This window comes from Halomonas elongata, assembly GCF_029081005.1.
GTDB lineage: Bacteria > Pseudomonadota > Gammaproteobacteria > Pseudomonadales > Halomonadaceae > Halomonas > Halomonas elongata_B.
Genome location: NZ_JAJQTQ010000010.1, coordinates 1 through 18,424, shown reverse-complemented (window position 1 = coordinate 18,424; position 18,424 = coordinate 1). Strand labels below are relative to the sequence as shown.

The following is an 18,424-nucleotide window of genomic DNA, read 5'->3' as shown; positions in this document are numbered from 1 at the left end:
GGTCTTCAGCCTGTTCGCAAGGCAGCACCTGGAGCCTGTCGGTGTGCAGGCAGTCGCCAGCTATGGTGATTTCGAGCTGGATCTCGATCGTCATGTGCGGCTGGGCCCGTCCTCGCGCACGCTCTCGGGTGATCCGGAGGGGGATGGGGTCAGTGCTGAAGTGCGATTCGATTATCGACTCACGGACAGTGGTTCGCCCTGGTACACCGCGCCTTTCGTGGCGTATCGCCACGTTGAGGCTGACATCGATGGTTATCGCGAGGCGGAGTCGGCCGCCAATGCCTTGATCGTGTCCTCCCAGGACTTGGAGGAACGGCGTGTCGAGCTAGGGTTCATGGCCGATCGAGGATTGATGGACGGATATGGCCTCTATGCCGAGGCGGCACTCGGCGAGCACCTGGGGGACGACCGCGGAAGCGGCCGAGGTGCGCCTGGCCAGCCTGCCGAGCAATGCATGGAGTGCCGATGACATGGAGCGCGACAGCGATCACTACCTGCGCGTCGATGCCGGCTGGCGCATGCGGCTCGGCGAGAATGGCAGGCTGCATCTAGGGGCGGTGCCGAGACATGGAATGACGTCGCCGCCCATTTCGAGGTTGGCGCTAGCCTGGCCTTCTAAGTGGCGACGCTACCAGCCCCCGATGTGGTCAGCGGGGGCTGGTAAAGTGTTCAGTCGTCTTCGTCCAGCTCCTCGGCGGCATCGTCGTGGGAAAGGCGCATGCCGGTAGCGGGCAGAGGGGTGCCGTCCATGGTGACGGCGTCGCCCGCCAGCTTGAGGCGGCCTTCGAGGAACCAGTTCACGGCGATGGGCAGGATCAGGTGTTCGCGGGCCTGCACCTTGTCCTTCAGGCTGTCTTCGGAGTCCGTGCGGTCGACCCTTACCTCGGCCTGGAGTGCCACCGGGCCGCCGTCCAGCTCTTCGGTGACGAAGTGCACGCTGCAGCCGTGCTCGACCGCACCATCGGCGAGTGCCCGGGCGTGGGTGTGCAGGCCCTGATAGGCTGGCAGCAGCGAGGGATGGATGTTGAGCATCCGGCCCAGGAAACGCTGGACGAAGCGCGGGGTGAGTATGCGCATGAAACCGGCCAGCACCACGAGGTCGGGTTCGTGGCGTTCGATGACCTTGATCAGCGCGCCGTCGAAGGCCTCGCGACTCTCGTACTCCCGATGTGGCAGGGCCACGGCATCGATGCCGGCATCGCGAGCGCGTTTGAGGCCGTAGGCGTCGGGCTGATTGGATACCACCGCCACGATCTCGCCGCCGAGACGGTCGTGCTCCTGCGCCTCGATCAATGCCTGGAGATTGCTGCCGTTGCCGGAAATCAGGACCACGACCCGCCGTGCCTCGGCGGGTTCGGGAGTAAAGTCCTGAAGGGTGTCACTCGGGTAGTCTGTCTCGCTCATTCGTTCAGGTTCTCCAGTCGGACCACGTCGTCATTCTCGCCATGTGCGACGATCTCTCCGATGCGATACACCGTCTCGCCCAGGGCCTGGAGGTGGGCGCGGGCCTGGTCGGCACGGTCCGCCGGCACGACCAGCACCATGCCGATGCCGCAGTTGAGCACGCGATGCATCTCGTGTTCGTCGACATTGCCCTGGGTCTTGAGCCAGTCGAAGACGGCCGGACGCTGCCAACTGGCCGCGTCGATGCGAGCGGCGGCGCCCTCGGGCAGGACTCTGGGAAGATTCTCGAGCAGGCCGCCCCCGGTGATGTGGGACAGGGCGTGGACCGGGATGTCGGTTTCCTTGAGCAGGGACAGCAGCGGCTTGACGTAGATGCGGGTCGGGGCCATCAGGGCATCGCCCAGGGAGCGGCCGTCGATGGCGGTGTCCAGTGACGCTTCGCTGAGCTCGAGGATCTTGCGGATCAGCGAGTAGCCGTTGGAGTGCGGTCCGGACGAGGCCATGCCCAACAGGACGTCGCCTTCGCCGACTTTCTGGCCGTCGAGAATCTCGTCCTTCTCGACCACGCCGACGCAGAAACCGGCCAGGTCGTAGTCGCTGCCCTCGTACATGCCGGGCATCTCGGCGGTTTCGCCACCGACCAGGGCGCAACCGGCCTGTTCGCAGCCCTGGCCGATGCCGGTCACGACATCCGCCGCGATGTCGACATCGAGCTTGCCCGTGGCATAGTAGTCGAGGAACATCAGGGGGTCGGCACCGGCAACCACCAGGTCGTTGACGCACATGGCCACCAGGTCGATACCGATGGTGTCGTGACGACCGAGGTCCATGGCCAGGCGCAGCTTGGTGCCCACACCGTCGGTGCCGGAGACCAGAACAGGCTCACGGTAGCCGGCGGGGAGCTGGCACAGAGCGCCGAAGCCGCCCAGGCCACCCATCACTTCGGGACGTGTCGTGCGACGGGCGACGCCCTTGATGCGGTCGACCAGGGCATTACCGGCGTCGATGTCGACGCCGGCGTCCTTGTAGCTGAGCGAGGCGCCGCTCGGGCGCTTGGTGGAGTCGGTCATGGCCTGTCCTGTATGAACATTGCTGTCGAAGGCGCGCCCTGGTGCCTTGGCCATCAAAGTGGCGCAAGGACGCCGCGGTGGGCAAGATCGGGCGCAGATTGTAGCATCACGTAGCGTGGCACGCACCGCCACACCGGGCATCGCACAGGGAGAGCAGGATGCGTAGACAAGGCTGGATCGCGGCCATACTGGCGGCATTGGGGTTGTGGTTCTTCATCAGTATCGAGCCGGTGCTGATGCCATTTTTCGTCAGCATGGTACTGGCCTATCTCGGCGATCCACTGGCCGACCGGCTGGAAGAGAAGGGACTCTCGCGGCGGCTTTCTGTATCGCTGGTGTTCCTGCTGCTGACACTGGTCATCGTCACGAGCCTGGTGCTCGTCATCCCTGTCCTGGGGCGGCAGCTGGGCCAGTTGATCGAGTCGTTGCCCGCTATCCTCGGCTGGGTCCAGAGTACGGTGGTACCGCGGGTCCAGTCGATGACCGGGATGGATCTGAGTACCGATTTCGATCAGATGCGACAGACGCTCGTCGACAACTGGAAGGAAACCGGCACCTTCGCCGCGACCCTGTTGACCAAGGTGTCGAAGTCAGGGCTGGCACTGGTCGCGATGGTCGGTAATCTGGCGCTGATTCCGGTGGTCACCTTCTACCTGCTGCTGGACTGGGACGTCCTGGTGGCCAAGGTGCGGGGGTCGCTGCCTCGTCGCTGGGAACCGACGGCGGTCCGCCTGGCGGGGGAGTGCGACGAAGTCCTCTCGGCCTTCCTGCGAGGGCAACTGATCGTCATGCTGTGCCTCGGCATCATCTATGCCATCGGCCTGACCCTGCTCGGCGTGAAGTTCGGGTTGCTGATCGGCCTGCTGTCGGGCCTGGCGAGCATCGTGCCGTATCTCGGCGTGATCGTCGGCATCTCGGTCGCCGGTCTGGTCGCCTTCTTCCAGTCCGGCGAGATATGGATGCTGCTGGGCGTGGCGGTGGTCTTCGGCTTTGGCCAGTTCATCGAGAGCATCGTGCTGCAGCCCAAGCTGCTGGGCGACAAGATCGGCCTGCATCCCGTGGCGGTGATCTTCGCCGTGCTGGCTGGCGGTCAGCTGTTCGGCTTCACCGGCGTACTGGTGGCGTTGCCGGTGGCGGCGATGGTCATGGTGGTATTGCGTTATCTGCATGAGCGCTATAAAAACAGCTCGCTCTATGACGCTGACCGTCAACCTTCGAACGAGGAGTCGCCATGAGTCGAGCACCCGCGCAGCTGCCACTGGGGGTGGGACTGCGTGACGACGCCACCTTCGCCAACTTTCATCCAGGGCCCAGTGCGACCCTGGTGGCATGCCTGAAGCATCAGTTGGAAGAGAATGGCGAGCCGTTTCTCTATCTATGGGGTGCCGATGGCGTGGGGCGAAGCCATCTCCTGCAGGCGGCCTGCCATGCCGCTTCCGATCGGGATCGGCGGGCCCTTTACCTGCCGCTCGAGGAGCTTGGTCACTTTCCGCCGTTGATGCTCGAGGAAGTAGAGCGGCTCGACCTGGTGGCCATCGACGATCTGGATCGGGTGGTCGGCCGCAAGCGTTGGGAAGAGGCGTTGTTTCACGCCTTCAATCGACTGCGTGACGAGGGGCGGCGGCTGATCGTCGCCGCTTCGGCACCGCCTCGGCAACTGGCGGTCAGCCTGCCCGATCTGGCATCCCGCCTGACCTGGGGCATGACCTTCCAGGTCCCCGGGCTCGATGACCAGGGACGACTCGAGGCCCTGCAGTTGCGTGCCGGGGGGCGCGGCATGCAGTTATCCGATGACGTCGCCCGTTATATCCTGCACCGCGGGCCGAGGCGACTGGAGGCATTGTTCGAGGTGCTGGAGACGCTCGACCGTGCTTCCCTGTCGGCCCAGCGCAAGCTGACCATTCCTTTCGTCAAGCAGGCACTGGGCTGGTAGGCCGTTCATTCCCGTTGGCTGCATAGCCATTCGGTCTCGAAACGGAAGGCGTTGAGAACGTCATCCTGAGTGAAACCGTGACGGGTCAGGGTGTCTTCCCACGCCTGGGTGTGGCGGTAGTCGGTGAGTGTCTCATCGAAAGCATCCCGCAATGTCCCGGCGTCGTCGGGGAAGGTGAAGCCGCCCCAACTGCGCACGATCTCGCCGTCCACCTTCGGATCCTTGAAACCTTCCACCACCTCGACCTCCGGGCTTTGGTCGCCGAGCTGGCTGACCGTGAGGCCAGTGCCGGCATAGGCGTCAGCGCGATCGGAGAGTAGCGTCTCGATGGCCGCATCATTGGCCTCGATGGTGCTCATCCGTTCGTCGGGAACGCCAAGTGCCCGAAGGATATCGACCTGCGTCGCCCCCTCCAGGACGGCGACGCTGATGTCGTCACGCCTGGCGAAGTCTTCGTAACCGCGAATGTCGAGAGGGTTGGTGGCCCTGACCAGCAGCCCTTCGCCATAGGAGGTATTGGGTGCCGAGAAGAGCACGCGTTCACAGCGCTCGGGGCGAATCGCCATCTCGGCGGCGGCCATGTCGAAACGTCCCTCTTCGAGGCCCGCGATCAGGTCACCGAAGGACGTGGTGACCCACTCGATGTCGTCGATGCCGAGCTCATCGAGCACGTGGCGCGCGACCTCGGGGCCGGCGCCCTGTCCCTGGCCATCGTCATCCAGATAGCCATAGGGCACCTCGTCGGCCACGGCGACGCGAATGCTGCCCTGCTGGCGAAGCTCCTCCAGTGACGCGGCCTGGGCGGTCGGTGCCGCCAGGGTCAGTGCCAGGGGCACGGCCAGCCAGGCGAGGTGCATGCCGGCGCTGTTACCTCGGGGCGTGCCGCCGATCTTCCTCTCGTCCATTGCCTGCCTCCTCCGTTGGCGTCTCTGTATTGGCGTGAGACTCCTTCCTCAGCGTAGATCGCTACCCGACAGGTCGCCATCGGCGGGGCTTATCGTTTCAGCCGTATCTCGCGGTGCTGTCCGTTACCCAGGTCAACCTCGTGAATGACGACTCGACGCTGGCCGCTTGCAGGGTCGACCAGGCTGCCCGACACATAGAAGTTGCCGGCGGGCAGGCCGCGCAGCATGAAGTAGCCATCGCCGTCGGTGCGCGTGGTGTGGGTGTAGGCGCGGGCGCGAGGATCCGCCCGTTCCACTGCGCGGCCGGCCAGAGCCTGCTCGGCTGCCTCGGCGGAGTAGGTGGTGACCGGAGCCACGGAGATGGTTTCGCCGGCGCCGACCACGGTGCCGGAGGCGGTGTCGAGGGTCAGGCGGCCACTGAGGGCGGCGTTGCCGGACGTTTCGAGGGCGGCATACTCATCTTCGGGAAAGTCGACCTGACGAGTCACGCGCCCGGCATCACGGTCAGGCTCGTCGCCGATATCGGTGATGTCGACCGAGTCGTCGCGTTGCGTGCCACTCGATGGCGGAAGGGCCTGACAGCCCACGAGAACGATGCCCAGCAGAAGGGGCAGGAGGAAATGTCGCATAGCGTCTCCCGTTAGGGGAAACACTGCACAAATGCCTATGCGGGCAAATTGCTGGTTTATAGTCGCCATCCTTGGCGACTACCCTACGGGCCCGTCTAAAAAAAGACGGTTCAAATTCGCTCCTGGCGAATTTGTTCACGGTGCTCAGAATCCTCACCTATACCGCATAGGCTCCGGTTCTTGCGCTCCGGGCGCCTTGCATGACCCACAAGGAAGTGGGAAATGCGATGGCCCGTCAGGAACGGGCCTAGCCTTTGCTCCGCTCGTCTATTTGTTCAGTGCTTCCTTGGCATTGGCCCTGTGTGCGGGGAGAGCTTAACGCAAAAGGGCCACCGCCAGTAGCGGTGGCCCTCGAAGTGTCCTTCAGAGCGGGTGATCAGGCCTTGCGGGTGGCCTTTTCGACGTTCTCGGAAGCTTGCTTGACGTTGGCGTCGGTCAGCTTCTGACTCTGCTGGACGAAGTCCTGCTGCAGGGAGACGACTTTCTCTGCATCACCCTTGAAGCGCTCGGTCAGTTCCTTGGCGACCTTCTGCTGGTCTTCCATGTAGGAGCGCAGGCCCTCGGCATCCTTGATGTCGAGCAGGGAACGGAGTTGGGTGATACCCGTCTCGGTGTAGGCCTGGCCGGCGTCCAGCTGAGCGCGCAGCATCTTCTCGGTGAAATCCACGGACAGCGACGCATAAGCACGTGCCGGGGCGAAGAACAGGGATTCGAATTGCTCGGTGAACTGCTGGGTATTGAAGTCGCGCATCGTCTGAACCCTCCTGGGGTCGGTCTTCGGTGAAGGCCTGGGCGATCCGCCGATGCCTTCTCGTGTATGTTGCAATGCACAATAGCAGGCAATTTTGTGCGTTGCAACATGCAGGATGTGAAAAGATGTCGAGTCGTCCCGGTTCGGTCATGTCGTTCCCGTTCATGGTGTCAGGCATTGCGACCAGGAATCGTTCACGGGTGCCTTGCAAGCCTTCCTCGGCATCGCCATGGTGAGAGGAGGAATGCCGACGAGGAAGCGGAAATGAGCGACAAGCGAATCGAGCGCGACAGCATGGGCGAGCTGGAGGTGCCGGCCGATGCCCTCTACGGCGCTCAGACACAACGCGCGGTGAACAACTTCCCGGTATCCGGGCAGCCCATGCCGGCGGCCTTCATTCATGCCATCGCGCATATCAAGCGTGCCGCGGCGCGGGTCAACCATGACCTGGAGCTGCTCGATGGCCAGCGCGCCGAGGCCATCGTCAAGGCCGCCGAGGCGGTGATCGACGGCCAGCATGATGACCAGTTTCCGGTGGATGTCTTCCAGACCGGCTCGGGTACCTCGAGCAACATGAATGTCAACGAGGTGATCGCGCACCTGGCGGTCGCCGAAGGCGTCGAGGTCGGCCCCAACGATCACGTCAACATGGGACAGTCGAGCAATGACGTGATTCCCACTGCCTTGCACCTGTCGGCGGCGCTGGAGGTGACCCGCGAGCTGCGGCCGGCACTGGTGCACCTGCGCGAGACGATCGACAACCGCGCCGCCGAGCTCGATGAGGTGGTCAAGACCGGCCGTACCCACTTGATGGATGCCATGCCGCTGCGCATGAGCCAGGAACTCGGCGGCTGGTCGAGTCAGGTGGGCCAGGCCATCGAACGGATCGACAGTGCCATGACGCGGCTGTGTCGGCTGGCTCAGGGGGGCACGGCGGTGGGGACCGGCATCAATGCCCACCCCGAGTTTGCCGAGCGCATGGCCCGGGAACTCGGGCAGCGCACCGGGCTGACGCTGACACCTAATGACAGCTTCTTCGCCAGCCTCGGTTCCCAGGACGCTGCCGTGGAGCTCTCCGGCCAGCTACGCGGCCTGGCCTGTGTGGTGATGAAGATCGCCAACGACCTGCGCTGGATGAACTCCGGGCCACTGGCCGGCCTCGGCGAGATCGAGCTCGAGGCACTGCAGCCGGGCAGTTCGATCATGCCGGGCAAGGTCAACCCGGTGATTCCCGAGTCGGCCACCCAGGCGGCGGCCCAGGTCATCGGCCTGGATTCGGCGGTGACCGTGGCCGGGCAGAGCGGCAACTTTCAGCTCAACGTCATGCTGCCGCTGGTCGCCAACAACCTGCTCACCTCGATCACCTTGATGAGCAATACTTCGCGCCTGTTGGCCGATCGGGCGATAGCCACCTTCCAGGTACGCGAGGACCAGTTGCGTGAACCGCTCTCGCGCAATCCGATCCTGGTGACGGCGCTGAACTCGGTGATCGGCTACAACGCCGCGGCGGCCATCGCCAAGCAGGCCTATCAGGCCGGCCGGCCGATCATCGAGGTGGCCGAGGAACAGACCGAGCTGTCGCGGAAGGAACTGGAACGCTTGCTCGACCCGGCAGCCCTGACGCGGGGCGGGATTCCGGAATGACCGGCTTCGCCCGGCTGCGCCGGTAGCTTGAAGTCATAAGCTTTAAGCTGGAAGAAAAAGCCTTGACCCCATGCCGTCGGGGTTCATGCTGTCTTCCAGCTTCCAGCTTCCAGCTTCCAGCTTCCAGCTTCCAGCTTCCAGCTTCCAGCTTCCAGCTTCCAGCTTCCAGCTTACGTCTCCTGCTCCCTTTCCTTGCCTTCGCGGATCGTGGCACGTGCTTCCCGGTGCTCGTCACGGTCCGCTTCGGGCGTCTCGTGCTCGTCGGCGCGGGAGGGGCGATAGCAGAGTGTGGTGAGAATCGGGAAGTGGTCCGAGCCGAATCCCGGCAGGCGTCGCATGTCGCGCAGCGTGAAGTGTTCGCTGGAGAAGACATGGTCGAGTGGCCAGCGCAACAACGGATAATGCGCGTGGAAGGTACTGAACATGCCGCGGCCTCGACGTGGGTCGAGCATGCCGCTGATGCGACAGAAGCGCCGGGTCGTGCGTGACCATGCCACGTCGTTGAGGTCTCCGGCCACGAGCGTCGGGCCGGGAGCGGCGTGGATGCGTTTGCCGATAAGCAGGAGTTCGGCATCGCGCCACAAGGATTCCTCGCTCTCGTTGGGTGCCGGTGGGCGCGGATGCACGGCATACAACTGGATGTCGTCTCCGCAGCGCAGGGTGACTCCGGTCGAGATGGAAGGAATATCGTCCTGGATCAAACGCTCGACTCGGGGCGCCGCCAGGGGGAGTCGAGAATACAGATGCATGCCGTAGAGATTGTCCTGGGGGATGCGAACGGCGTGGGGCCATTGATCGGTCAGGGCGGCATCGAGCTGTTGTCCCCACCAGTCATCGGATTCCAGGGTCAGGACGATATCCGGCGTGTACCGGTGGATGAGAGTGATCAGCCCTTCGGCATTGCGATTGGGCGTCAGTACGTTGGCGACCAGCAAGCGCATGCAGCGGTCGTCATGACCGGGCTCAGCGCGCTGAACCTGGATGGGCCAGAGGCGTGTCCAGGGCAGGATGTAGCATGCCTGGATCACCAGGGTGGCCAGGCCGCTCGACACGGCCAGCCAGCGCCAGGGCGCCTCGGCGAGAGGGGCGAGCAGTAGTGCCAGCAGAGCCAGTGCGGCGATCTGCAGACGCGGGAACTCGCAGCTGCGTATCCACCACCAGTGGAGTGGCAGACGCGCCATGATGGTGATCCCCAGGAGCAGGGTGGCGAGGGTTGCGATGACGATGGACAGCACGGCACGTCCTCCATGTCGATGCCTGCGGGTGTCCTGCGGAGCATACCCCGGATGCCGGAGCGAGGGGAGTGGCGTTCGCCGTATTCTCCATCGTTGCTTTAGAGGGTGTTTACAAAAGTCACGAGCGACAGCCAGACAAGGCGGAACTCGGCAAGAACGCGGAGTTTAGCCGTACAAAATGAGCACTTCGAGCCGGATTTCAACGCTGTATGGTCGAGCGTAGTAATTTGTAAACACCCTCTTACGTTCGTTTAGAGTACCTTGCGCCGTAACAGGCTGGTCAGCGCCTCGCCGATCAGCACCAGGGCGATGATGGCGATGAGGATGGTAGCCACGGTGGGCCAGGCGAAAGTATCGATAGCCCCCTGAAGGATCACGCCGATGCCGCCGGCGCCGACCAGGCCCAGCACGGTGGATTCCCGGATGTTGATGTCCCAGCGGAGGATGATGATGGCGAAGAAGGCCGGCATCACCTGGGGGACCACCGCATAGGCGATGATCTTGGCCTTGGACGCGCCGGTGGCTTCCATGGCCTCGACCGGGCGTTTGTCGATCTCTTCGATGGCCTCGCCCATCAGCTTGCCGATGAACCCCACCGATCGGAACATGATGGCCAGAATCCCGGCGAGCACGCCGGGGCCGAAGATGGCCACGAACAACAGGGCCCAGATGATAGTGTTGACGGAACGACTGGCCACCAGAATGAAACGCCCGAGCCACAGGCAGGCGCGATTGGGTGTCGTGTTCTGGGCCGCGATGTAGGAGACCGGCAGGGCGATGAAGATGGTCAGCATGGTCGCCAGGGTCGCGATATGCACGGTTTCCAGCATGGCCGCGACGATCGCGCCGAGGCGCGTCGGATCGGGGGGCCACATGCGCGCGCCCAGGTTCGAGATCTGATTCGGGGCATCCCAGACCCAGGGCCAGAAGATATCGATGTCACGCACCGCCCAGACCACGGCCATCATCACGGCGAGAACGACGGCATAGCGAATCAGTCGCTGGCGGCGGTCGTAGCGGCGCCACACCCGGTCGACGGCGGGCTCGGTTTGTCCTTCTACCATAAACGTTTCCTCACCCAGCCACTGATGCCTTCGCTGACCAGGATAACGGCGATGATGACCAGCAGGATGGCGAAGGCGAAATCGTAGTCGTAGCGGCCGAAGGCATTCATCAGCGTGCTGCCGATGCCGCCGGCGCCGACGATACCGACGACCGCAGAGGCGCGCAGGTTGCTGTCGAGCTGATACATCGACAACCCGACCTGGCGTGGCAGGATCTGCGGGAAGACGGCGTAGCAGAGGGTGGCCAGGTAGCCTGCGCCGGCGGCTCGAATGGCCTCCACCTGTCCCCAGTCGATCTCTTCGATCTCCTCGGCGAGCAGTTTGCCGACGAAACCGATGGAGTAGAGGGTCAGGGTCAGGATGCCGGCGAGCGGGCCGAATCCCACGGCGGCGACGAACAGGATCGCCACGATCACCGGGTGGAAGCTGCGCGACACGATGATCACCGCTCTGCCCAGCAGGTAGACGGGCAGCGGCGCGATATTGCGGGCCGCCATGATGGCGAAGGGGATCGACAGGGCGACACCGAGCAGGGTCGCCAGGATGGCGATCTGCAGGCTCTCCACGAAGCCCGTCAACAGCAGGTCGGCACGCGAGAAATTCGGCGGGAAGCCGCCGCCGAAGATGCGTGCGGAACGAGGCAGGCCCTCGGCGATGCGCTGCCAGTTGAACGGCAGGGTGGCGAAGGCCCAGACGAGATAGGTGGCGGTAACGGCCAGTATGCCGTAGCGCAGCCAGGGGTTGGCGATGAAGGGTGGCTTGCGCCAGGTGCGGGGCGTCTCAGAACGGTTCATGAGGCACCTCGCGTTGCCGTTTCGCCGCCGGCGCGATGGACTCATCCGAGGCCTCGATACCGCCGTAGACGGCCTCGAGAGCATCATGGGTGAAGTCATCGGGGAGGCCATCGAAGATCATCCTGCCGTGGCGCAGTCCGACGATGCGCTCGGTGTAGGTCTTGGCCTGGCCGACATTGTGAATGTTGATCAGTACCGGCAGCGACAACTCGCTGGCCAGGCTCTGCAACAGCATCATGATCTGTTCGGATGTGCGCGGATCGAGCGAGGCGGTGGGCTCGTCGGCCAACAGTACCTCAGGCTCCTGCATCAGGGCGCGCACTACGCCTACCCGCTGGCGCTCGCCGCCGGACAGTTCATCGGCCCGCTTGTTGGCATAGTGGGCGATGTCGACTCGCTCCATGAGCTGGAAGGCGCGCTCGATGTCCGAAGCAGGGTAGCGCCGCGTCACTGCCTGGAAGAGATTGACGTAGCCCAGGCGACCGGCGAGCACGTTCTCCATCACGGTGAGGCGGTCGATGAGGTTGAAGCCCTGAAAGACCATGCCGATGCGGCGACGGGCGCGCCTCAGCTCGGCGCCCTTCAGGTCGACCAGTTCATGGCCATTGAGCCGGATCGAGCCGGAGGTCGGCTCGACGAGACGGTTGATGCATCGAAGCATGGTGCTCTTGCCGGCGCCCGAGGCGCCGACGATGGCGATAATACTGTTGCCTTCAACGGTCAGGTCCAGGCCGGTGAGAACCGGCGCGTCCTGGCCGTAACGCTTGGTCAGGCCGGAGATTTCGAGCATGGCGGCGTCCGGTGAATACCTGAATGCAGGAAGCAAGGAGGCGGGCGGCTGTGGAAGGCCGCCCTCGACTGAGCTCGTGAACCCGACTCACTGCAGGTTGTCGGGGGTATACTCGACGCCGTTGGCCGTCTGGATGGTACGAATGACCTTCCAGTTTTCCTGGTAGTTGATGGGGATGAACTTCTCCACGCCCTCGAATTCCTCGCCGAGCTCGGTACCCTTGAAGTCGAAGGTGAAGAACGCCTCCTCGATCTTCTCGACCAGCTCGGGGGCCAGATTGTGGGCATGGGTATAGGACGTGGTCGGGAACGGATCGGATTCGTAGAGGATCTTCACATCATCGGGGTCGTACAGTCCCCGGGCGGCCATGCGATCGACGACCTCCGAGGCCACCGGGGCGGCATCGTAGTCCTGGGCCACCACGCCCAGCATCGACTGGTCATGGCTGCCCGAGTAGAGCACTTCGTAATCCTCGCCGGGCACGATACCGAGTTCGGGGAACAGGGCGCGCGGGGCCTGATTGCCCGAGTTGGAGGTGGGGGAGGTGTGTGCCACGCGTTTGCCCTTGAGGTCTGTGACCTCGTCGATGCCCGAGTCGACATGGGTATACAGCTGCAGGGTGTAGCCGAAGCGCCCGTCGTCGGAGCCCATCAAGGCGAAGGGCACGGCGCCGGCCAGGTTGACCGCAAAGGGAGTAGGGCCGGTGGAGAAACCGGCAACATGCAGGCGTCCACTGCGCATCGCCTCGACCTGGGCGGAGTTGGACTGGACGGCGAAGAAACGTACATCGCGCCCGGTCACGTCTTCCATGTGCTCGATGAAGGGTTGCCAGATATCCGAATAGATTGCCGGATCCTCGACCGGGGTATAGGCGAATATCAGCGTGTCTGGGTTGGCCCATTCGGACTCGTCCTCCGGTCGGTCGGCGACCAGATCACCATCCCTGTCGCAATAGATGGAATCCAGGTCACCGCGGGGGCAGTCTTCCTGCGCCATGGCGGGGCCGGTGGCCAGCAGTAATGGCAACAGGGCGGACGCGGCCAGTACGGGCCGGGCCGCAGGAGCGGGGATGCGTCGCATGGCGTACCTCGACGATTGTTGTTATAAAATGGAGTGCTTTTTTCGAAAATTGACATGAATGTCTTTTTTCGAAAGCCTCTTCTGCAATCTAGGGTTTGTGTCAGTTCGATGTCAAACACTTTACCGTTCGGCTCGCCGAGTTTCCGTAATGGCTATCTGCTGATGCGCCACGGCCACAGCGAGGCCAATCGCCAAGAGCGCATCATCAGTTCACCGGCACGGGGTATCGCCTCGTTCGGGCTGTCTGCTCGCGGGCAGACAGAGGTGGGAGAGACCCTGGCGGCCTGGCGCTGGGCCAGACCAACACGGGTCGTGCATTCCGACTTCCTGCGCACGACCCAGACGGCGGCCCGGGTGGCAGAATACTTTGGCGTCGCCCCGACATCGGACGCCGGCCTGCGCGAGCGGGGGTTCGGAGAGCTCGATGGCGGCGAGGACGCCCGTTACGCGGATGCCTGGGCCCGGGATGCCAAGGATGCCAGCCATGAACACTTCGGCGTCGAATCTGTCGAGACGGTCGCCGAGCGCATGGTCGCGGTCATGCGTGGACTGGAACGTCGCTACGAGGGCGAGGTCGTGTTGCTGGTGAGTCACGGCGATCCGCTGCAGATCCTGCTGACGGCGCTGGCCGGCGTGGACCTGCGCCGCCACCGTGACCGACCGCCCTTGCAGCCTGCCGAGGTGGTGGCGGTGCCCGAGCGATAAACGCCGCCGCCACCTCTTCAACGAACCTCCGAAACAGGGCACTAGGCGATAGCGGTGAGACGCTCGCGCGTCAGATACTCCGCCAGGCGTTGCTGCTGGTCGGATGTCAGTCGCAAGGCCAGCTTGGTGCGTCGCCACAGGATGTCTTCCGGTCGACGCGCCCATTCGTGTTCCACCAGGTAGTCGACTTCGGCGGCGGTCAGGCCGGCGCCGAATGACTCGCCGAGATCCTCGGCGCAGCGGGTGCCGTCCAGGAACGCCAGGCAGAGCGATCCATAGCTGCGCGCGAAACGTTGTGCCTGAGTCTTGCTCAGGAAGGGGAAGTCGGTCTCGAGGCGGGTCGCGAAGCCTTCCTGATCGTCGATATCGCCACCGGGTAGTGCGGTGTTCGCCGTCCAGTTGTCGCCCATCGCGGGGAAGTGAGGGGAGAGTTCGTCGAGAGCGGCTTCGGCGAGCTTGCGATAGGTGGTGATCTTGCCGCCGAACACCGACAGCAGCGGCGCGCCGCTGCTGTCGTCCAGGTCCAGCGTATAGTCGCGGGTCATGGCGGAGGGGTCCGCCGACTCGTCGTCGCACAGGGGGCGGACGCCAGAAAAGGTACGCAGCACATCGCGTCGTGTCAGGGGTGTGGTGAAGTGGTCGTTGACGACCTTGAGCAGGTACTCGATCTCTTCCTCGCTGGCCTCGACCCGGGACGGGTCGCCCTGATAGCGACGGTCGGTGGTACCGATCAGGCTGAAGTCTTCTTCGTAGGGCAGGACGAAGACGATGCGCTGGTCGGTGTTCTGCAGGATGAAAGCCCGTTCGTCGGCGTTGCGTCGCGGCACGATCAAGTGGCTGCCCTGGATCATGCGGACGCCGTATCGTGAGGCCCGACCTGCCTGGCCGCGTACCACACTGTCGACCCAGGGGCCTGCCGCATTGACCAGGGCTCGGGCGCGGCGCGTGAAGCGACGGCCGTTGTCGCCGTCTTCCAGCTCGATTTCCCAATGATCGCCATGATCCCGAGCGGCGATGCAGCGTGTCCTGACCATGATGTCGGCGTCATGCCGTTTGGCATGCATGGCATTGAGCACGACCAGCCGAGCGTCATCGACCCAGCAATCCGAGTATTCGAAGCCGCGTCGCATGTCCGGTTTCAAGCCAAGCGATGACGACAGGCGAATTCCCCGGGAGCCGGAGAGTCGTTGACGCTTGCCGAGATGGTCGTAGAGGAACAGGCCGGCTCGCAGCATCCAGGCGGGTCGCAAGTGAGCACGATGCGGCAGCACGAAGCGCAGGGGGCGGATGATGTGCGGTGCCTTGGCGAGCAGCACCTCGCGCTCGCGCAAGGCTTCCCTGACGAGACGAAACTCGTGGTGTTCCAGGTAGCGCAGGCCGCCGTGAATCAATTTGCTGCTGGCCGAGGAGGTGGCGCTGGCCAGGTCGGCCTGTTCGCACAGCGCGACCGACAGGCCGCGACCGGCGGCGTCGGTCGCGATGCCGGTGCCGTTGATGCCGCCGCCGATCACGAAAAGGTCCAGGGTGTCATCCATGGAAGTGCCCATCGCACAAGCTCCGACCGGCAAGCTGCCGGGTTCATAGGTGAACATGATGTGTTTGAAAACGAAAATATAACAATCGAATTCGAACATCAAGTCGCCGCGTCCCGGATGGCGGACGAGACGGGCTGACCAGGGGAGAGCGTCGGCGAGCGCCGATACAGGAAGAAGGGGGCTGGCGACGGGTTGCCAGAGAGCGCGAGGGCTCAGGCCAGGTAGAGGGTCACATCATGCTGATGCAGCAATCGCTTGATGCTTTCCGGAGGCTCACGATCGGTAAACAGGGCGTTGAGCTGGGACAGATTGCCCTGGCGTACCACGGGATTGCGCTGGAACTTGGAGTGATCGGCTGCCAGGAAGACTTGCCGGGAATTGTGGATGATCGCCTGGGCGACACGCACTTCCTGATAGTCGAACTCGAGCAACGAGCCGTCTTCATCGATGCCGCTGATGCCGATGATGCCGTAGTCGACCTTGAACTGGTTGATGAAGTCGATGGTGGCTTCGCCGATGATGCCCCCGTCCCGGGAGCGTATCTGGCCACCGGCGATGATGACGTTGAAATCGTCCTTGTGCTGCAGGATGGCGGCGACATTGAGGTTGTTGGTGATGACTTCCAGGCCGTGGTGATGCAGTAGCGCCTCGGCGATGACCTCGTTGCTGGTGCCGATATTGATGAACAACGACGCATGATCGGGCACCTGTCGAGCGAGCAGGGCGGCGATGCGCTGCTTGGCCTCGAGATTCAGAGTCTTGCGGGTCGAGTAGGCCGTGTTGACCGTACTCGACTCGAGTCCGGCGCCGCCATGGACGCGGCGAATGCGGCCCTCGCCCGAGAGCTGGTTGAGATCCCGACGTATGGTCTGTGGCGTGACCGCGAAATGGTCGGTGAGCTGCTCGATGCTGGCGTAGCCCTGGCGTCCTACCAGTTCGAGAATGCTGGCCTGGCGTTGTTGTTGATTCATGGCGACTCCTTGATGTCGACGATTCTACTGTATCGATGGCAGTGATGCAGCGAATCGGCCGTATGCGCCGAAGGTCGTAGTGATGATGGGCTTTCTTCAATTGAGTGGCCCGGATCACTGGAGTAGGCTTTATGATCGTAAACGAACATTGCCGTTGCAAAACGAAATTGGCCGACCTGGAAGCGCCGAGGGTTGCGCTTCTCACAACAACAGGACGCTTTCATGGCTTCTCATCTGCTCGCCATCGATCAGGGCACCACCAGTTCCCGCGCCATTCTCTTCGATCGCGAGGGGCATGTCGCCATTACCGCTCAGCGTGAGTTCCCGCAGCAGTTTCCCGAGGATGGTTGGGTCGAGCACGACCCCGAGGCGCTCTGGGAGACGGTGATCGCTACCTGCCGGGAGGCCATCGAAAAGGCGGGGATCGGGTTCGACGACATCGTCGGCATCGGCATCACCAATCAGCGGGAAACCACGCTGGTATGGGACCGTATCACCGGCAAGCCCCTGTACAACGCCATCGTCTGGCAAGACCGGCGTACGGCTGAAACCTGTGAGGGGCTTCGCGAGGCGGGGCATACCGAGGTGGTTCAGTCCCGCACCGGCCTGTTGATCGATCCCTATTTCTCGGCCACCAAGCTGGCCTGGATTCTGGATAACGTAGGCGGGGCCCGGGAGCGCGCCGAGCGGGGCGAGCTGGCCTTTGGCACCGTCGATACCTTTCTCATCTGGCGCCTGACCGGCGGGCGCGTACACGCCACGGATGCCACCAATGCGTCGCGCACCGCCTTGTTCAATATCCATGAGCAGCGCTGGGACCCGGCATTGCTGGAACTCTTCGGTATTCCCGATAGCCTGCTGCCGGAGGTCAAGGATTCCAGCGACGATTTCGGCCACACCGAGGCCGAATGGCTGGGGGGAGAACTGCCCATCGCGGGCGTGGCGGGCGACCAGCAGGCGGCGCTGGTCGGGCAGGCCTGTTTCTCGCCGGGCATGGGCAAGAGTACCTATGGCACCGGCTGCTTCATGATCGTCAATACCGGCCATGAGGCGGGCGTGTCGCGCAACCGGTTGCTGACGACGGTCGGGTATCGGCTGAACGGTGTGACGACCTATGCCATGGAAGGCAGCATCTTCGTCGCGGGGGCGACCGTGCAGTGGCTGAGGGACGGCCTGCAACTGTTCGCCGATGCCGCCGAGACCGAAGCCCTGGCTCGCAAGACGCGTCGTGGGCACAGCGTCTATCTGGTGCCGGCCTTCACCGGCCTGGGGGCGCCGCACTGGGATCCCAAGGCGCGAGGCGCCATTCTCGGCCTGACCCGGGACACCGGCATTGCCGAGATCGTCGCCGCCGGACTGCAGGCGGTCTGCTACCAGACACGGGACCTGCAGGTCTGCATCAACGACGACATGACGGCCGCCCCCGGCACCCTGAGGGTCGATGGCGGCATGGTGGCCAACAACTGGGTGATGCAGTTCCTGGCCGACATGCTCGGCGTGCGGGTCGACCGGCCCACGGTGCTGGAGACGACGGCTCTGGGGGCTGCCTATCTGGCAGGCCTGCGGCTCGGCTGGTATCGGGATCTCGAGGAGATCGCCGGTCTTTGGCGCTGTGAGCGAAGCTTCGAGCCGGAGATGCCGGAAGAAGAGCGGAGCCGACTCTATGCTGGCTGGCTGGAAGCGGTGGACAGGGTTCGCTCGGTACCCACGGAGCATGACTCAAGTCACTGATCCCCGGGACGTTGAACGCATCGCTTCGTGTCGAACAGGGGTTGCATTCTGGTTCGGGATGCGTAAAATACGCATCCGTTGTCGAGGCGAACATCGCCCGGAGACGCAGGACCATAGCTCAGTTGGTTAGAGCGCCACGTTGACATCGTGGAGGTCGGCGGTTCAAATCCGCCTGGTCCTACC

General features: G+C 63.7%; 18 protein-coding genes and 1 tRNA gene. 7 read left to right on the top strand and 12 right to left on the bottom strand.

All coding sequences use genetic code 11. From position 1 onward, the window contains the following. Positions 1–10: 10 nt before the first annotated feature. Positions 11–469 (top strand): autotransporter outer membrane beta-barrel domain-containing protein, encoded by a 459-nt coding sequence (locus tag LU493_RS09180; RefSeq protein ID WP_343076088.1) that lies wholly within the window; start codon positions 11–13, stop codon positions 467–469. A 200-nt stretch (positions 470–669) separates the two neighbouring features. Here the strand turns inward: LU493_RS09180 and purN are convergent, their stop codons facing one another. Both purN and purM read right to left on the bottom strand, forming a co-directional pair. Beyond that, complete coding sequence (gene purN / locus LU493_RS09175; RefSeq protein WP_275287493.1) at positions 670–1,404, bottom strand: phosphoribosylglycinamide formyltransferase; 735 nt, start codon at positions 1,402–1,404, stop codon at positions 670–672. Then, positions 1,401–2,474 (bottom strand): phosphoribosylformylglycinamidine cyclo-ligase, encoded by a 1,074-nt coding sequence (gene purM, locus LU493_RS09170; RefSeq protein WP_275287492.1) that lies wholly within the window; start codon positions 2,472–2,474, stop codon positions 1,401–1,403. Before purM ends, purN begins: the two co-directional genes overlap by 4 nt. 158 nt (positions 2,475–2,632) lie before the next feature. On the opposite strand from purM, the gene LU493_RS09165 reads away from it, so the two are divergent. Both LU493_RS09165 and hda read left to right on the top strand, forming a co-directional pair. After that, positions 2,633–3,709: an AI-2E family transporter gene (locus LU493_RS09165; RefSeq protein ID WP_275287491.1), complete on the top strand. Its 1,077-nt coding sequence runs from the start codon at positions 2,633–2,635 to the stop codon at positions 3,707–3,709. Then, the gene (gene hda, locus LU493_RS09160; RefSeq protein WP_275287490.1) at positions 3,706–4,407 is read left to right on the top strand and encodes a DnaA regulatory inactivator Hda; all 702 of its coding nucleotides are present in this window, start codon (positions 3,706–3,708) and stop codon (positions 4,405–4,407) included. The genes LU493_RS09165 and hda overlap by 4 nt, the downstream gene beginning before the upstream one ends. Positions 4,408–4,412: 5 nt before the next feature. Here the strand turns inward: hda and ehuB are convergent, their stop codons facing one another. The 3 genes from ehuB to LU493_RS09145 form a co-directional block, all read right to left on the bottom strand. After that, the gene (gene ehuB, locus LU493_RS09155) at positions 4,413–5,312 is read right to left on the bottom strand and encodes an ectoine/hydroxyectoine ABC transporter substrate-binding protein EhuB (RefSeq protein WP_275287489.1); all 900 of its coding nucleotides are present in this window, start codon (positions 5,310–5,312) and stop codon (positions 4,413–4,415) included. A gap of 89 nt (positions 5,313–5,401) precedes the next feature. Then, entirely contained in the window at positions 5,402–5,941 is a 540-nt protein-coding gene (locus LU493_RS09150) for a carboxypeptidase-like regulatory domain-containing protein (RefSeq protein WP_275287488.1), read from the bottom strand. Positions 5,942–6,317: 376 nt separating this feature from the next. Continuing rightward, positions 6,318–6,692, bottom strand: a complete 375-nt coding sequence (locus LU493_RS09145; RefSeq protein ID WP_275287487.1) for a phasin family protein — start codon at positions 6,690–6,692, stop codon at positions 6,318–6,320. Between the two features lie 264 nt (positions 6,693–6,956). On the opposite strand from LU493_RS09145, the gene LU493_RS09140 reads away from it, so the two are divergent. Beyond that, positions 6,957–8,336 carry a class II fumarate hydratase gene (locus tag LU493_RS09140; RefSeq protein ID WP_275287485.1) on the top strand — a complete coding sequence of 460 codons (1,380 nt, stop codon included), beginning with the start codon at positions 6,957–6,959 and terminating at the stop codon, positions 8,334–8,336. 170 nt (positions 8,337–8,506) lie between these two features. Here LU493_RS09140 and LU493_RS09135 read toward each other — a convergent pair whose 3' ends face one another. The 5 genes from LU493_RS09135 to phnD form a co-directional block, all read right to left on the bottom strand. Then, positions 8,507–9,571 (bottom strand): endonuclease/exonuclease/phosphatase family protein, encoded by a 1,065-nt coding sequence (locus tag LU493_RS09135; protein ID WP_275287484.1) that lies wholly within the window; start codon positions 9,569–9,571, stop codon positions 8,507–8,509. A gap of 251 nt (positions 9,572–9,822) precedes the next feature. Beyond that, on the bottom strand, positions 9,823–10,635 hold the full coding sequence (phnE, locus tag LU493_RS09130; protein WP_275287483.1) for a phosphonate ABC transporter, permease protein PhnE: 813 nt from the start codon (positions 10,633–10,635) through the stop codon (positions 9,823–9,825). Further along, complete coding sequence (gene phnE, locus LU493_RS09125; protein ID WP_275287482.1) at positions 10,629–11,429, bottom strand: phosphonate ABC transporter, permease protein PhnE; 801 nt, start codon at positions 11,427–11,429, stop codon at positions 10,629–10,631. Before phnE (LU493_RS09125) ends, phnE (LU493_RS09130) begins: the two co-directional genes overlap by 7 nt. Further along, on the bottom strand, positions 11,416–12,219 hold the full coding sequence (gene phnC, locus LU493_RS09120; RefSeq protein ID WP_275287481.1) for a phosphonate ABC transporter ATP-binding protein: 804 nt from the start codon (positions 12,217–12,219) through the stop codon (positions 11,416–11,418). The genes phnE (LU493_RS09125) and phnC overlap by 14 nt, the downstream gene beginning before the upstream one ends. A gap of 87 nt (positions 12,220–12,306) precedes the next feature. Then, positions 12,307–13,299: a phosphate/phosphite/phosphonate ABC transporter substrate-binding protein gene (gene phnD / locus LU493_RS09115; protein WP_275287480.1), complete on the bottom strand. Its 993-nt coding sequence runs from the start codon at positions 13,297–13,299 to the stop codon at positions 12,307–12,309. 108 nt (positions 13,300–13,407) lie between these two features. Between phnD and LU493_RS09110 the strand changes: the two genes are divergently transcribed. Further along, positions 13,408–14,004: a histidine phosphatase family protein gene (locus LU493_RS09110; RefSeq protein ID WP_275287478.1), complete on the top strand. Its 597-nt coding sequence runs from the start codon at positions 13,408–13,410 to the stop codon at positions 14,002–14,004. 41 nt (positions 14,005–14,045) lie between these two features. Here LU493_RS09110 and glpD read toward each other — a convergent pair whose 3' ends face one another. Beyond that, the gene (gene glpD, locus LU493_RS09105) at positions 14,046–15,551 is read right to left on the bottom strand and encodes a glycerol-3-phosphate dehydrogenase (RefSeq protein ID WP_275287476.1); all 1,506 of its coding nucleotides are present in this window, start codon (positions 15,549–15,551) and stop codon (positions 14,046–14,048) included. A 200-nt stretch (positions 15,552–15,751) separates the two neighbouring features. Next, entirely contained in the window at positions 15,752–16,510 is a 759-nt protein-coding gene (locus tag LU493_RS09100) for a DeoR/GlpR family transcriptional regulator (RefSeq protein WP_275287475.1), read from the bottom strand. Positions 16,511–16,732: 222 nt separating this feature from the next. Between LU493_RS09100 and glpK the strand changes: the two genes are divergently transcribed. Together glpK and LU493_RS09090 are read left to right on the top strand one after the other, a co-directional pair. Continuing rightward, positions 16,733–18,241: a glycerol kinase GlpK gene (gene glpK, locus LU493_RS09095; protein ID WP_275287474.1), complete on the top strand. Its 1,509-nt coding sequence runs from the start codon at positions 16,733–16,735 to the stop codon at positions 18,239–18,241. A 107-nt stretch (positions 18,242–18,348) separates the two neighbouring features. Beyond that, positions 18,349–18,422, top strand: a tRNA-Val gene (locus tag LU493_RS09090). Positions 18,423–18,424 lie beyond the last annotated feature (2 nt).